This window comes from Burkholderia sp. AU45251, from assembly GCF_030482905.1.
GTDB lineage: Bacteria > Pseudomonadota > Gammaproteobacteria > Burkholderiales > Burkholderiaceae > Burkholderia > Burkholderia aenigmatica.
This window is the reverse complement of the sequence record NZ_JAUJQH010000008.1, coordinates 95310-108536: the sequence shown is the minus strand read 5'-3', so window position 1 is coordinate 108536 and position 13227 is coordinate 95310. Positions and strand designations below refer to the sequence as shown.

At 67.7% G+C, this 13227-nt stretch carries 13 protein-coding genes; 9 read left to right on the top strand and 4 right to left on the bottom strand.

Annotated features, from left to right (window positions below):
* The first annotated feature begins 30 nt into the window (after window positions 1-30).
* Both QZM67_RS18220 and QZM67_RS18215 read left to right on the top strand, forming a co-directional pair.
* On the top strand, window positions 31-810 hold the full coding sequence (locus tag QZM67_RS18220; protein WP_006493999.1) for a DeoR/GlpR family DNA-binding transcription regulator: 780 nt from the start codon (window positions 31-33) through the stop codon (window positions 808-810).
* Between the two features lie 303 nt (window positions 811-1113).
* Window positions 1114-1311, top strand: a complete 198-nt coding sequence (locus QZM67_RS18215) for a hypothetical protein (RefSeq protein ID WP_006751304.1) — start codon at window positions 1114-1116, stop codon at window positions 1309-1311.
* Window positions 1312-1402: 91 nt separating this feature from the next.
* Here QZM67_RS18215 and QZM67_RS18210 read toward each other — a convergent pair whose 3' ends face one another.
* A complete protein-coding gene (locus QZM67_RS18210; RefSeq protein ID WP_301805533.1) occupies window positions 1403-1771 on the bottom strand; it encodes a hypothetical protein in 369 nt (122 codons plus the stop codon).
* 162 nt (window positions 1772-1933) lie between these two features.
* Here QZM67_RS18210 and glpD point away from each other — a divergent pair, with 162 nt between their 5' ends.
* From glpD to QZM67_RS18195, 3 genes are all read left to right on the top strand, one after another.
* Window positions 1934-3457 (top strand): glycerol-3-phosphate dehydrogenase, encoded by a 1524-nt coding sequence (gene glpD, locus QZM67_RS18205; protein WP_301805529.1) that lies wholly within the window; start codon window positions 1934-1936, stop codon window positions 3455-3457.
* A gap of 104 nt (window positions 3458-3561) precedes the next feature.
* Window positions 3562-5064 carry a glycerol kinase GlpK gene (gene glpK, locus QZM67_RS18200; RefSeq protein WP_089440962.1) on the top strand — a complete coding sequence of 501 codons (1503 nt, stop codon included), beginning with the start codon at window positions 3562-3564 and terminating at the stop codon, window positions 5062-5064.
* A gap of 81 nt (window positions 5065-5145) precedes the next feature.
* Window positions 5146-5862: an MIP/aquaporin family protein gene (locus tag QZM67_RS18195; RefSeq protein WP_011353113.1), complete on the top strand. Its 717-nt coding sequence runs from the start codon at window positions 5146-5148 to the stop codon at window positions 5860-5862.
* Between the two features lie 184 nt (window positions 5863-6046).
* On the opposite strand, the gene QZM67_RS18190 is transcribed toward QZM67_RS18195, so the two are convergent.
* From QZM67_RS18190 to QZM67_RS18180, 3 genes are read right to left on the bottom strand one after another with little or no spacing between them, the layout of a single operon-like run.
* Window positions 6047-7297, bottom strand: a complete 1251-nt coding sequence (locus tag QZM67_RS18190) for an NAD(P)/FAD-dependent oxidoreductase (protein ID WP_301805523.1) — start codon at window positions 7295-7297, stop codon at window positions 6047-6049.
* 4 nt (window positions 7298-7301) lie between these two features.
* Complete coding sequence (locus QZM67_RS18185) at window positions 7302-7610, bottom strand: non-heme iron oxygenase ferredoxin subunit (protein ID WP_011353115.1); 309 nt, start codon at window positions 7608-7610, stop codon at window positions 7302-7304.
* 36 nt (window positions 7611-7646) lie between these two features.
* The gene (locus tag QZM67_RS18180; RefSeq protein ID WP_301805520.1) at window positions 7647-8729 is read right to left on the bottom strand and encodes a fatty acid desaturase family protein; all 1083 of its coding nucleotides are present in this window, start codon (window positions 8727-8729) and stop codon (window positions 7647-7649) included.
* A 172-nt stretch (window positions 8730-8901) separates the two neighbouring features.
* Between QZM67_RS18180 and QZM67_RS18175 the strand changes: the two genes are divergently transcribed.
* From QZM67_RS18175 to iolG, 4 genes are all read left to right on the top strand, one after another.
* The gene (locus QZM67_RS18175; RefSeq protein WP_301805518.1) at window positions 8902-9966 is read left to right on the top strand and encodes a LacI family DNA-binding transcriptional regulator; all 1065 of its coding nucleotides are present in this window, start codon (window positions 8902-8904) and stop codon (window positions 9964-9966) included.
* 168 nt (window positions 9967-10134) lie between these two features.
* Window positions 10135-11157, top strand: a complete 1023-nt coding sequence (locus QZM67_RS18170; protein WP_301805515.1) for a xylose isomerase — start codon at window positions 10135-10137, stop codon at window positions 11155-11157.
* A 38-nt stretch (window positions 11158-11195) separates the two neighbouring features.
* A complete protein-coding gene (locus QZM67_RS18165; protein ID WP_301805511.1) occupies window positions 11196-12023 on the top strand; it encodes a TIM barrel protein in 828 nt (275 codons plus the stop codon).
* Window positions 12024-12094: 71 nt separating this feature from the next.
* Window positions 12095-13081: an inositol 2-dehydrogenase gene (gene iolG / locus QZM67_RS18160; protein ID WP_175022062.1), complete on the top strand. Its 987-nt coding sequence runs from the start codon at window positions 12095-12097 to the stop codon at window positions 13079-13081.
* The last annotated feature ends 146 nt before the right edge of the window (window positions 13082-13227 follow it).

Sequence of the window (13227 nt, the reverse complement as noted above, 5' to 3'; positions counted from 1 at the left end):
CGCTCCGTCTCACGACACGACCATCGAGCCATGACCCGAGATCCCCGCCTCACCCTCAACGCGCGCCAGCAGGAATTGCTCGAATGGGTGCAGCGCGACGGCTTCGTGACCGTCGACGATCTCGCCGCGCACTTCGCGGTGACGCCGCAGACGATCCGCCGCGACGTGAACTGGCTCGCCGACCTGAACCTGCTGCGCCGCTACCATGGCGGCGCAAGCCTGCCGACCAGCTCGGAGAACGTGTCGTACACGGCGCGCCAGCGGATGTTCCACGACGAGAAGCGGCGCATCGCGGCGCTCGCGGCGTCGCACATTCCCGACCAGGCATCGCTGTTCATCAACCTCGGCACGACCACCGAGGAAGTCGCGCGCGCGCTGAACCGTCACCACGGGCTGCACGTGATCACGAACAACCTGAACGTCGCGTCGATGATGAGCGGCTACCCCGACTGCGAGGTGCTGATCACGGGCGGCATCGTGCGGCCGTGGGACAAGGGGATCGTCGGCGAACTCGCGATCGACTTCATCCGCCAGTTCAAGGTCGACTACGCGATCATCGGTACGTCGGCGATCGAGGCCGACGGCACGCTGCGCGACTTCGACACGCGCGAGGTGCGTGTGGCCGAGGCGATCATGCAGCATGCGCGCACCGTCTATCTCGTGACCGACCATTCGAAGGTCGGTCGCCCCGCGCTGGTGCGCCAGGGGCATTTGAGCCAGGTGCACGCACTGTTCACCGACAAGCCGCTGCCGCCCGAGATGGCCGACACCGTGGCGGCCGCGGGTACCCAGGTGTACGTCGCGGAGTGATGGCTCCGATGCTGCACCGCACCTGAAACTTCAAGTGAAATCAAGAAGTTGGCGTCGCAAGCAAACCGCTTGCGCGCGGCCGGGCTGTCAAACGGAAAATTAACGGGGCACGATTTGTCGTTGCCTGCGCGCTCGACTAGACTCCAGTTCCCCGGCCCGTTCGGCCGTTCCGCCTGTGCCAGGGCGCGGACGAATGACATGGCCGGCGAATGCAGCTTTTCCCCCCAAGCCATACCCCGCTGGGTATCGCGCGTCGGCTTTTGCGCCGGCCGCGCGGGCTGACTGGTCGCCATGGAGAGAACGATGCTGAGTCCGCATGAATTCGCCACGCTATTGCTTGTGAAGGACGCTCCCGATCAAACCAACATGGATCGGGACGAAATCGACGCACTGCTCGAACAGCAGCTCGTCCGTCTGGAAGGACTCGGGTCGGGGCGCAAATACTGCGTGACCGAAACCGGCGACGCCGCGCTGCGATCCATCAAATACCGCTATTCGTAAAACCACACCGCTCCTGACCTGACCGCGCCGCCCGCATGCCGGGCCGCGCGGCCGTTCCCGCTTCCCTCCCGCCGCCCCACCGCAGCCTGCTTCAGCCGCCGCGCAGCGTCGGATCGACCGCCGCCCGCCAGCTGATGGCCTGCGCGCGCGCACCGTTGAAGTAGGCGATCCAGCCGGTGCGCGTCGCCGCGCCGGGCGCCGCATAGTGCGTCGAAAGTTCGTTTACGAACGCACAATAGTTCGCTTCGGTCAGCCCGCGATACCGCTTCGCCACGTACGCGTCGTACAGCGTCGAATAGACCGGCTGCGCATCCGCGCCCCAGTCCCGCGCCGTGCCGCCGCACGACGTCTGCAGGTCGACGAACGACGGCGCCCGCCAGTTGCCGGTAAGCGGCGGCGTGCCGGCACTGCAGCCCGCCAGAAGGACGGCGCACACGCCGGCCCACATCCCAATACGCATGATTCACCTCGCGAAACGGTCGATTCCGCCAGTATCGTCCGGGATCGCGCCGTGCGCTACTGGCCCCGCTTTTTCGAACTTTACTTTTTCGATTTCGTTCGTTAAATTTCGAATTCGAACATTTTCTGTTCACCCATTTCCCTCAGACGATAAGGACAGCAGGTGACCCAACCGAATCGCTACGATCTGCTCGTCGTCGGCGGCGGCATCAACGGCGCGGGCATCGCGCGCGATGCGGCCGGCCGCGGCCTGTCGGTCATGCTCTGCGAGCAGGACGACCTCGCGTCGCACACGTCGTCGTGCAGCACGAAGCTGATTCACGGCGGCCTGCGCTACCTCGAGTACAACGAGTTCGGACTCGTGCGCAAGGCGCTGCAGGAGCGCGAGACGCTGCTGCGCGCGGCGCCGCACATCATGTGGCCGCTGCGCTTCGTGATGCCGCACATGCCGAACCTGCGTCCGGCCTGGCTGATCCGCATCGGCCTGTTCCTTTACGATCACCTCGCGAAACGCGAACTGCTGCCCGGCTCGCAGGGCATCGACATGCGCCGCCATGCGGCCGGCGCGCCGCTGATCGATTCGATCAAGCGCGGCTTCGTCTATTCGGACGGCTGGGTCGACGACGCGCGCCTCGTCGTGCTGAACGCGATGGATGCGAAGGAGCGCGGCGCGGAGATCCTGACGCGCACGAAGCTGGTGTCCGCCGAACGTCGCGGCGACGAATGGGAAGCGCGGCTGCAGCACGCCGACGGTTCGATCCGCGTCGTGCATGCGCGCGCGATCGCGAACGCGGCCGGCCCGTGGGTCGGCGAAGTGCTGAAAGGCGCGCTCGGCCGCGGCGCGCACCACAGCGTGCGACTCGTGAAGGGCAGCCACATCATCACGCGCCGCCTGTTCGATCACGACCACGCGTACATCTTCCAGAACCCGGACAAGCGGATCATCTTCGCGATTCCGTACGAACACGATTTCACGCTGATCGGCACGACCGACGTCGAATACACGAACGATCCCGCGAAGGTCGCGATCGATCGCGACGAGACGCAGTACCTGTGCGACTCGATCAACCGCTACTTCAAGCGCAAGATCTCGCCGGCCGACGTGCACTGGACCTACTCGGGCGTGCGCCCGCTGCTGGAAGACGAGAACGCAGCGAACGCATCGGCCGTCACGCGCGACTACCGCCTCGAGCTGGACGATGGCGCGGGCGCCCCGCTGCTGTCGGTGTTCGGTGGCAAGATCACCACCTTCCGCAAGCTCGCGGAAGAAGCCGGCGACATGCTGTGCAGCGCGCTCGGCCGCGACGCGAAGACCTGGACGGCCGGCGTCGCGCTGCCGGGCGGCGACATCGCGAACGCGAAGTTCGACGCATTCGCCGATACGTTCGCCAAACGCCATGCGTGGCTGCCCGCCGCGCTCGCCCGCCGCTATGCGCGCGCCTACGGCACGCGCGCGGAGCGCGTGATCGACGGCGCGAAATCGCGCGCCGATCTCGGCACCGAAATCGCACCGGGCATCCACGACGCCGAACTGCGCTACCTGCGCGATGCCGAATGGGCAACCTGCGCGCAGGACGTGCTGTGGCGCCGCTCGAAGCTCGGCCTGCACGTGGCGCCTGGCACGCTCGACGCGGTGACCGCCGCGGTCGATGCGTGGTTCGCCGCCGCGCACGCGCCGCAGGCCTGATCCGAATGCAGTTGCAGTTGCCGTACCGACGTTGACTCACCGACGCGCCGCCCCACGCGGCGCGCATCACAACTAAGCCAAATCCACGGATGGAGATGAGAGACATGCAGGATCAGTACATCCTCGCGCTTGACCAGGGCACCACGAGTTCCCGCGCGATGCTGTTCGATCGCCAGGGCAATATCGTTTCGATCGCCCAGAAGGAATTCGAGCAGATCTACCCGCAACCCGGCTGGGTCGAGCACGACCCGCAGGAAATCTGGTCGACGCAAGCCGGCGTCGCCGCTGAAGCCGTCACGCGCACGGGCCTGAACGGCACGTCGATCGCCGCGATCGGCATCACCAACCAGCGTGAAACCACGATCGTCTGGGATCGCGAGACGGGCCAGCCCGTGTACAACGCGATCGTCTGGCAGGATCGCCGCACGGCCGACTTCTGCGATTCGCTGAAGGCGCAGGGCTTCGAGGCGAAGGTGCGCGCGAAGACCGGCCTGCCGATCGATTCGTACTTCTCAGGGACCAAGATCCGCTGGATCCTCGACAACGTGCCGGGCGCACGCGAGAAGGCCAAGCAAGGCAAGCTCGCGTTCGGCACCGTCGACAGCTGGCTCGTGTGGAACTTCACGAAGCACGAACTGCACGTGACCGACGTGACGAACGCGTCGCGCACGATGCTGTTCAACATCCACACGCGCGAGTGGGACAACGAACTGCTCGACATGCTCGACATCCCGCGCAGCATGCTGCCGGAAGTGAAGGCATCGTCGGAAATTTACGGCCACACGAAGACCACCGTGTTCGCGTCGAAGATCCCGCTCGCGGGCATCGCGGGCGACCAGCAGGCGGCGCTGTTCGGCCAGATGTGCACGCAGTCCGGCATGGTGAAGAACACCTACGGCACCGGCTGCTTCCTGATGATGAACACCGGCGACAAGCCGATCGAATCGAAGAACAACCTCGTCACGACGATCGCCTGGCAGATCGGCGACAACGTGCAGTACGCGCTGGAAGGCAGCATCTTCATCGCGGGTGCGGTGGTGCAATGGTTGCGCGACGGCGTCGGCATCATCAAGTCGGCCGCTGAGATCGAAGCGCTCGCCGCGAGCGTGCCGCATACCGACGGCGTCTATCTCGTGCCGGCCTTCGCGGGCCTCGGCGCACCGCACTGGAACGCGCGGGCGCGCGGCTCGGTGTTCGGCGTCACGCGCGGCACGACCTCCGCGCACCTCGCACGCGCAGCGCTCGATTCGATCGCGTACCAGTCGCTCGACGTGCTGGCCGCGATGGAAGCCGACTCGGGCATCAGCATCGGCGAGCTGCGCGTCGATGGCGGCGCGAGCGCGAACGACCTGCTGATGCAGTTCCAGGCGGACCTGCTTGGCGTCGACGCGGTGCGTCCGCAGATCACCGAGACGACCGCGCTCGGCGCGGCCTATCTCGCGGGTCTCGCGATCGGCTACTGGAAGAACCTCGACGAAGTGCGCGACCAGTGGCAGCTCGATCGCCGCTTCTCGCCGTCGATGCCGAAGGAGCAGGTCGAACGCTGCATGTCGGGCTGGCAGCGTGCGGTACGTGCCGCGAAGGCATGGGCCGACGACGCCCAGTAATCCTCAGACGTCCAGACGAAATACAACAACACCGGCGGACCGCGCAACGCGCGAGTCCGCGATGACATACGAGAGACAACCATGTCACCTTATATTGCAGAGTTCATCGGCACAGCGATCCTCGTGCTGCTCGGCAACGGCGCGGTCGCAAACGTGCTGCTTGCAAAGACCAAGGGCAAAGGCGCGGACCTGATCGTGATCGTGATGGGCTGGGCGATGGCCGTTTTCGTCGCCGTCTACGTGACCGCGTCGTTCAGCGGCGCACACCTGAACCCGATCGTCACCATTAGTCTCGCGCTCGCGGGCAAGTTCGCGTGGTCGAAAGTCGGCGGCTACATCCTCGCGCAGATGCTCGGCGGTATGGCGGGCGCGCTGCTCGTGTGGCTCGCGTATCGCCAGCACTTTGCGAAGGAAGCCGATGCGGACCTGAAGCTCGCGGTGTTCTGCACGGCGCCCGCGATCCGCAGCGTCACGCACAACGTGCTGACCGAAGCGATCTGCACGTTCGTGCTGATCCTCGGCGTGCTGTACCTCGCGTCGCCGCAGGTTGGTCTCGGCGCACTCGACGCACTGCCTGTCGGCCTGCTCGTGCTCGGCATCGGCATCTCGCTCGGCGGCCCGACCGGCTATGCGATGAGCCCCGCACGCGACCTGTCGCCGCGCATCATGCACGCGCTGCTGCCGATCCCCGGCAAGCGCGACAGCGACTGGCGCTATGCATGGGTGCCCGTCGTCGGCCCGCTGCTGGGCGGCGCCGCGGCGGCTGGCCTGTACCTGCGCCTGCACGCGATGGCCTGAACGCCGGCCTGTGACGAAGCGCGTGGCAATCGACCCGCGCGCTTCGGGAACAGGCTCGTTCGCCTGACCGCCGGCACGCCGGCATAGCGGCGCGGGTATCGCACCCGTGCCGCTTCTCCCCTCCTTCGTACTCGTTTCCACGGCCTGTGGCGCGCGCCCGTTGCGCATTGCGCGCATCGTTTCGCTACCTGCCGCCCGCCTCTCCGATCAGCGATTTCAGCTTCACGTTCACGTCCGCCACTGCGGTCGGCGTCACGTCCGCCCCACGCTCGACCAGCATCCGCGCAACCCGCATTTCCTTGACGAACCCCGACGCGCGGCCGAACCCACTCGCCGCGACGAGCCGCGCACCGGCGTCGAAATGGAAATGGATCTCCGCGTCGTCGCCGGGCACGCGCGCGACCGACCGCTCGCCGAGCGCCGGCTCACCGGCCACCTGCAACTGCGCGTCGTATTGATCCGACCAGAACCACGGCATCTCGCGATACGGCTCGTCGGCGCCGAGCATGTTGCGCGCGGCGACGCGCGCCTGGGTCTCGGCGCCGTGCCACGTCTCCTGCCTGACCGGCCGCCCCGACAATGCACTCGGAAACACCGCGACGTCGCCGGCCGCGTAGATGCCGCGCGCCGACGTTTCGAGCCGCGCGTTCACGACGATGCCGCGCTCGACTGCGAGGCCCGCATCGCGCGCCAGCTCGTCGGCCGGCTCGATGCCGATGCCGGCGACGACCGTGTCGGCGATCAGCGTGTCGCCATCGTCGAGCACGACGGCCAGCGCACCGCCCGCCGTGCGCTCGATCGCAACCGGCTTGCAGTTCACGCGAATGGTCACGCCCTGCCGTTCGTGAAGCGCGTGCACGCGCGCCGCGATCGTCTCCGGCACCGCGCGCCCGAGCAGGCGCGTCGCTGCATCGAGCACCGTCACGCGACAGCCGCGCAGTCGCGCCGACGCCGCGACTTCGAGACCGATGAAACCGCCGCCGATCAGCACGATCCGTGTGTCGGGCACGAGCCGCGCGCCGAGTGCCGCTGCGTCGTCGAGCGTGCGCAACGCAAACACGCCGTCGAGCGTCGCGCCCGGAATCGTCAGGCGACGCGCGCGGCCGCCGGTCGCGAGCAGCAACGCGTCGTAGCCGAACACGCTGCCATCCGACACGCGCACTTCACGTGCGCCCGGATCGATGCGCTCGACCGTCGCGACAACCGGCTCGATGCGATCGGCCGCCCACGCGTCCGGATCGCGCAACCGGCACTGCGCCGCGCTGCGTTCGCCGGTCAGCACGCCCTTCGACAACGGCGGCCGCTCGTACGGCAGGTGCGCCTCCGCGCCGATCAGCACGATCCGCCCACCCCAGCCGGATTCGCGCAGCACCTGCGCCGCGCGGCCGCCCGCGTGGCCCGCGCCGACGATCGCCATCACCCGGTCGTTCGTCATCGCGTCAGACCTCGATCAGGATGCGGCCGTCTTCGATCTTCGCGCGGTACGTGCGCAGCTTCTCGCAGGCGGGTGCGGACAGCGGCCGGCCATCGCGGACGTCGAAGCGCCCATTGTGCTTCGGGCATTCGATCACGTGGTCGATCACGAGCCCGTCCGCGAGATGCACGTGCTCGTGCGTGCACAGGCCGTCGCTCGCATAGACTTCGCCGTCGATGCGGTAGATCGCGTACGTGTGGCCGGCATGGTCGAAGCGCGCGACGTCTTCGTCGTCGATGTCGTCGAGCGCGCCGGTGTCGATCCATTGCGTCATGTTGCGTGTCTCCTGGGTGGGAAGGTTCGTTGTCGGTCACGCACGCGCGGCATCCGGCACGGGCCGCACGACGTAATCGGTCGGGTCGCGCGTCTGCCGGACCAGCGCCGGCACGATCTCCGCATACGCGGCCAGCGTGCTGCGGTACGGCGGCGGCATGTCGGCCTTCACCGCCTCGTGCAGTTTCGGCAACGCATGGAACGGCACCATCGGGAACATGTGGTGCTCGACGTGGTAGTTCATGTTCCAGTACAGGAAGCGGAACACCGGATTCATCATCACGGTCCGGCAGTTGCGGCGGTGATCGAGCACGTTCTCGGGCATCCCCGCGTGCTGCGTGAGGCCGAAATACAGGTATAGCCACGCACCGTAGAGGCTCGGCAGCCCGATGTAGAGCAGCGGCAGGATCGTGTGCCAGTAGAGCGAAGCACCGATCACGAGCGCGTACACCGCGAGATGGATGCGAGACTCGCGCACCACCTTCGGTCGTTCCGATTCGGGCACGTAGGTACGCTCGTCGTCGTCGAGCCGGCCGGTGAACGCAATCGCGATCATCTTGCGCAGCTCGCCGGCCACATGCTTCAGCGCGACGACGTTCAGCGCGAGCGAAAGCCAGTCGGTCGGCTTCGGCGCGGCGATTTCCGGATCGCGCCCGACGACCAGCGTATCGGTGTGATGGCGCGCATGGCTCCAGCGCCACGCCGTCGCGCGGCGGAACACCTGGAACGACGCGACCTGATACAGCACGTCGTTCATCCAGCGCGTGCGGAACGCGGTGCCATGCCCGCATTCGTGCCAGCGCGAATCGGCCGGGCTGCAGTAGAGCGTGCCGTACACGAAGAACGCGGGTATCGCCCACGCCGAATGCGCGCGCCACGCCAGCCACGCGAGCACACCACTGATCGCGATCGCCGCGTACCAGAGCAGCGTGTCGCGGATCGCGCGCGCGTCGCCGCGCTGCATCAGCTGCTTCATCAGCGGCCGCGGCACCGCGCACCGGTACCACTCGGCGTTGACGAGCCCGGCCGCGTGCGCGCGCTCGCCGGCACCGCCGATCATCCGGTACTCCTGACGGCGCGCCGCCGTGCGGTCGTGCGCCTGATCGTCGAGATGAGCCACGTGCGTCTCCTTGATTCCTTGTTCGTAGGAAGCGCGGCAAGCGCTTCGGCATGGAATCAAAATTAGGCCCGCGGCCGCCTCCGCTCAATCGAAACGTTGACGAAATTTCGCCATCGCTTTAGCGTTCCTCGCATCGCCACGTCTCGATGGCGACACCACGATGGAGACAACCATGGCAGGCGAATCCGGGCCGCGCTGGCGCAAGCGCACCGCGCGCTTCGACGAGATCGCGGCGCTCGCCGGGGTCAGCACGACCACCGTCGACCGTGTGCTGAACGAGCGCGGCAGCGTGTCGGCACAAGCGCGCGAGCGCGTGGTGGCGGCCGCGCGGCAGCTCGGCGTGCCGCGTCAGCTGCCCGACACGCGGCACGGGCTGATCCATGTCGACGTGCTGCTGCCGGACACCGACGCGGCATTCTTCCGGCGGCTGCAATTGGCGCTGCAGCGCTCGCTGCAGATGCTCGACCGGCGCGTAGTCGTGCACCGGACGATCCTGCCCGCCGACGACGACGAGCGGGCCGCCGCGCTGATCGAAAAGCCCGCGTACCGGCGCGCGGCACTGATCGTGACGGCGCGCGACACGGCCCGTGTGCGCGACGCGCTGGCCGGCGCGATCGCGCGCGGCGAGACCGTCGTCACGATGGTCACCGACATCGGCGGCATCGACCGCGTGCACTTCGCGGGCATCGACAACTACCGGGCCGGGCGCACCGCCGGCTACTACATCGGCCGCCTGGCGGCACGCCCCGGCCGCGTGCTGCTGCTCGGCGGGCGCATGGGCTACCGCGCGCACGCCGACCGGATGGCCGGCTGCCGAGACCAGCTCACCGAAGCATTCGCCGCCGTCCGCTGCGCCGACGAGCCGGTCGAGACGCTCGACCAGGACGACCGCTGCTACCGCGCCGTGACGAAGGCGCTGCAGGCGCACGACGACGTGGTCGCGATCTACAACAGCGGCGCCGGCTCGGCCGGCATCGAAGCGGCGCTGCGCAAGGCCGGCGCCACCGGCCGGATCGTGTGGATCGGCCACGAGATGATCGACCTGCATCGCACCTTCATCGAAGCCGGCGCGATGGACCTCGCGATCGACCAGGATCCGGACGGTCAGGTGATTTCCGCGCTGCAACACGTGCTGCATGCGTGCGGAATCGTCGAACAGCCGCCGCCGGCCGACCCGGTCGAATTCCGCGTGTTCTGTCCGGCGAACGTGAGGACCAGCGCCTACCTGCCGGCCTGAATCCCGCCGCTGGGTGAAGCGTTTGCTGCACCGTCTGTCGCACCGCATGCGCGTTGCAAAAAAATCGACCGCCGCATTGGCGATTTTTCGCCAACGTTGGTCATGCAGCCCGCGCCGCGCATCCGTACATTGGGCAGCCAATCCCATGACAACGGCGGACAGGAGACGATGGCTGAACCGATTCTCATCGGCGTGAACCTCGACGGCGTGCTCGAACACGACGGCCTGCCGTTGCCCGCGCCCGCCGAACGCTTCCGGATGGTCGCCGGCGCCGGTGCATTCGACTACGTCGAAAAGAACCCAGCGCGCGGCGAAGACCTGTCGCCATATTTCGCGCTGGTCGAACGCCATGCGCTGCCGATTCGCGTGATCGGCGGCATCTGGTGCGCGGGCCGCGACGAAGCACACGTCGCCGAAATCGTCGACGCGGGTGCGCGCTTCGGCAGCACGGTGCTCAACTGCCAGTTGCTCGCGCATCACGCGGACGGTCATCCGCTGTCGGATCGCGAAGTCGCCGATTTCTACCTGCGCACTTACGAGCGCGGCGAGCCGGCCGGTTGCCTGCCGAGCCTCGAAGTGCACGTCGACATGTGGAGCGAGGATTTCACGCGCATCGCGCGCGTCGCGCGGCATGTCGAGCAGGCCGGCGTGCCGTTCCGGATCACGCTCGATCATTCGCACCTGCTGTTCAAGATCGGCAATCGCGCCGAACTCGATGCATCGGGCCTGCGCGAAGCGGCAGACGGCGGCCGCCGGATGCTCGACCCTGCGTCGCCCGACGCCCTCTACACCGACTGGATCGCGCGCGGCTGGGTCCGGCACGCGCATGCGCGCAGCGTGAGCCCGAACAATCCGGACAACCCTTGGATGCGCCGCGCGAACGGCAAGCCCGGGCGCGGCATCCAGTATCCGTTCGTCGCGCCAGCGCCGGGCGCCTATCACGGCACATGGCACGCGGCGGCGCTCGACACGTGGAAGGCCGCGCTTCGCCAGTTGCTGCAATCGCAGACCCACGCACAACCGTCGCGACTCGAACAGATCAGCTGCGAGTTCATCCCGTTCCCCGACTACGGCGGCGGCGCACGCTATTCAATCTTCGACAACAACATCGCGTGCGCGCACTGGCTGCGCGACACGTGGCATGCCCTCGCCGCGCCGTCGACAGCCAACCTCGTGCACACCGGCACCTGATTCGAACCCGCCCCCACTCGAACCCCAAGGACAGAACGATGACGCAAGCCTTCCATTTTTCGCTGAACCGGATGAGCGCGCCGCGCTTGCCGTTCGACCGTTACGTCGCGCTGTGCAAGCGCCTCGGCGTCGACACGATCGAGATCCGCAACGATCTCGACGGCGTCGAGATCGCCGACGGCACGCCGGCCACCGCCGTGCGCTCAACGGCCGAAGCCGGTGGCGTGACGATCCTGACGATCAACGCGTTGCAACGCTTCGAGCAATGGAACGCCGAGCGCGCGGACGAGGCGACCGTGCTGGCCGACTACGCGGCGCAATGCGGCGCGCGTGCGCTGGTGCTGTGCCCGACCAACAGCCGGAGCGACGCGCGCAGCGCGGACGTGCGCCACGCCGATCTCGTGAAAGCGCTGAAAGCGCTCGAGCCAATCCTCGCCGCGCGCGGCCTGCTCGGCTTCATCGAGCCGCTCGGCTTCGAGGAATGCGCGCTGCGCCGCAAGTCGGATGCGGTGAAAGGCATCTACGACGCGGCGGGCGAACAGGTGTTCCGGCTCGTGCACGACACGTTCCACCATCACCTGTCGGGCGAGGACATCTTCTTCCCGAACCTGACGGGCCTCGTGCATCTCTCGGGCGTCGAGGAAGACGACCTGCCGGTCGACCGGATGCGCGACGGCCATCGCGTGCTGGTCGGCGGCGCCGACCGGCTCGGCAATATCCGGCAACTGCGCGAACTGCTCGTGCGCGGCTACCGCGGCGCGTTCTCGTTCGAGCCATTCGCGAGCGAGATCGCCGAAGCCGACGATATCGAGGACCGGCTGCGGGCGAGCATCGACTACGTGCGCGGCGCACTGGCGGATCGATGACCGCCGCCACGGTGCATGGCCGACTCGAGCCGCGTACCGATGGAAAACCACGAAATCAACAGGAGAACGGAATGATCGAATTCGCGTTGTTCGGCGCGGGACGGATCGGCAAGATCCACGCGGCGAATCTCGCGCGCCATCCTGGCGCGAAGCTGAAGTACGTGGTCGATCGGCACGCGCCGTCGGCCGAAGCACTGGCCCACGCGCACGGCGCGCAGGTGGCCGACGTCGAGCGCGCGCTCGGCGATCCGGCTGTCCAGGCCGTGGTGATCGCATCGAGCACCGACACGCATGCGGACCTGATCGTCGCGGCTGCGCACGCGGGCAAGGCCGTGTTCTGCGAGAAGCCCGTCGACCTGACCGTCGAGCGCTCGCGTGCGTGCGCGGACGTCGTCCGGCGCAGCGGCGTGACCTGCATGATCGGCTTCCAGCGTCGCTTCGATCCGACCTTCGCCGCGCTGAAGGCGCGCGTCGAGCGCGGCGAGATCGGTGCGCCGGAAATGCTGGTCGTCACGAGCCGCGACCCGGGCGCACCGCCCGTCGACTACATCCGCAGCTCGGGCGGCATCTTCAAGGACATGCTGATCCACGATTTCGACGTGTTCCGCTGGATCCTCGGCGACGAAGCGCAGACGCTGCACGCAACCGGTAGTTGCCTGACCGATCCGGCCGTGCAAGACGCAGGCGACATCGATTCGACTGCCGTGACGATCCGCACGCGGCGCGGGCTGCTGTGCCAGATCAACACGTCGCGGCGCGCCGCGTACGGCTACGATCAGCGTTTCGAACTGCTCGGCAGCAACGGGATGCTGCAGGCCGGCAACGTGCGGCCGACCGAGGTGAGCGCGTGGCTCGCGGGCGGCATCGCGACGGACGTGCCTGAGCCGTTCTTCCTCGAGCGCTACCGGCATGCGTACGCGGCCGAGATCGCGCACTTCGTCGACGCGCTGCGCGACGGCACGCCGGTCAGGACGACGATCGACGACGGGCTCGCCGCGCTCGAACTGGCCGAGGCCGCGATGAAGTCGTGGAAAACGGGGCGCGTGATCGAGCTGTAACGCAACCGCTGGCAGGCGGCGGCGCACCGCGCCAGCGGGCCGCCACCGGACGATCGGCCGCCCCTCTGGACGACACGTGGCGAGCACGTGGAGGCATCGGGAAAATTTGCCGAAGCGTCGCGCGGCGTATGCGTGAAAGCACGTAT

Coding starts and splice junctions, on each gene's coding strand:
- QZM67_RS18220 (WP_006493999.1), top strand. CDS start 31: ATGACCCGAGATCCCCGCCTCACCCTCAACGCGCGCCAGCAGGAATTG.
- QZM67_RS18215 (WP_006751304.1), top strand. CDS start 1,114: ATGCTGAGTCCGCATGAATTCGCCACGCTATTGCTTGTGAAGGACGCT.
- QZM67_RS18210 (WP_301805533.1), bottom strand. CDS start 1,771: ATGCGTATTGGGATGTGGGCCGGCGTGTGCGCCGTCCTTCTGGCGGGC.
- glpK (WP_089440962.1), top strand. CDS start 3,562: ATGCAGGATCAGTACATCCTCGCGCTTGACCAGGGCACCACGAGTTCC.
- QZM67_RS18195 (WP_011353113.1), top strand. CDS start 5,146: ATGTCACCTTATATTGCAGAGTTCATCGGCACAGCGATCCTCGTGCTG.
- QZM67_RS18190 (WP_301805523.1), bottom strand. CDS start 7,297: ATGACGAACGACCGGGTGATGGCGATCGTCGGCGCGGGCCACGCGGGC.
- QZM67_RS18185 (WP_011353115.1), bottom strand. CDS start 7,610: ATGACGCAATGGATCGACACCGGCGCGCTCGACGACATCGACGACGAA.
- QZM67_RS18175 (WP_301805518.1), top strand. CDS start 8,902: ATGGCAGGCGAATCCGGGCCGCGCTGGCGCAAGCGCACCGCGCGCTTC.
- QZM67_RS18170 (WP_301805515.1), top strand. CDS start 10,135: ATGGCTGAACCGATTCTCATCGGCGTGAACCTCGACGGCGTGCTCGAA.
- QZM67_RS18165 (WP_301805511.1), top strand. CDS start 11,196: ATGACGCAAGCCTTCCATTTTTCGCTGAACCGGATGAGCGCGCCGCGC.
- iolG (WP_175022062.1), top strand. CDS start 12,095: ATGATCGAATTCGCGTTGTTCGGCGCGGGACGGATCGGCAAGATCCAC.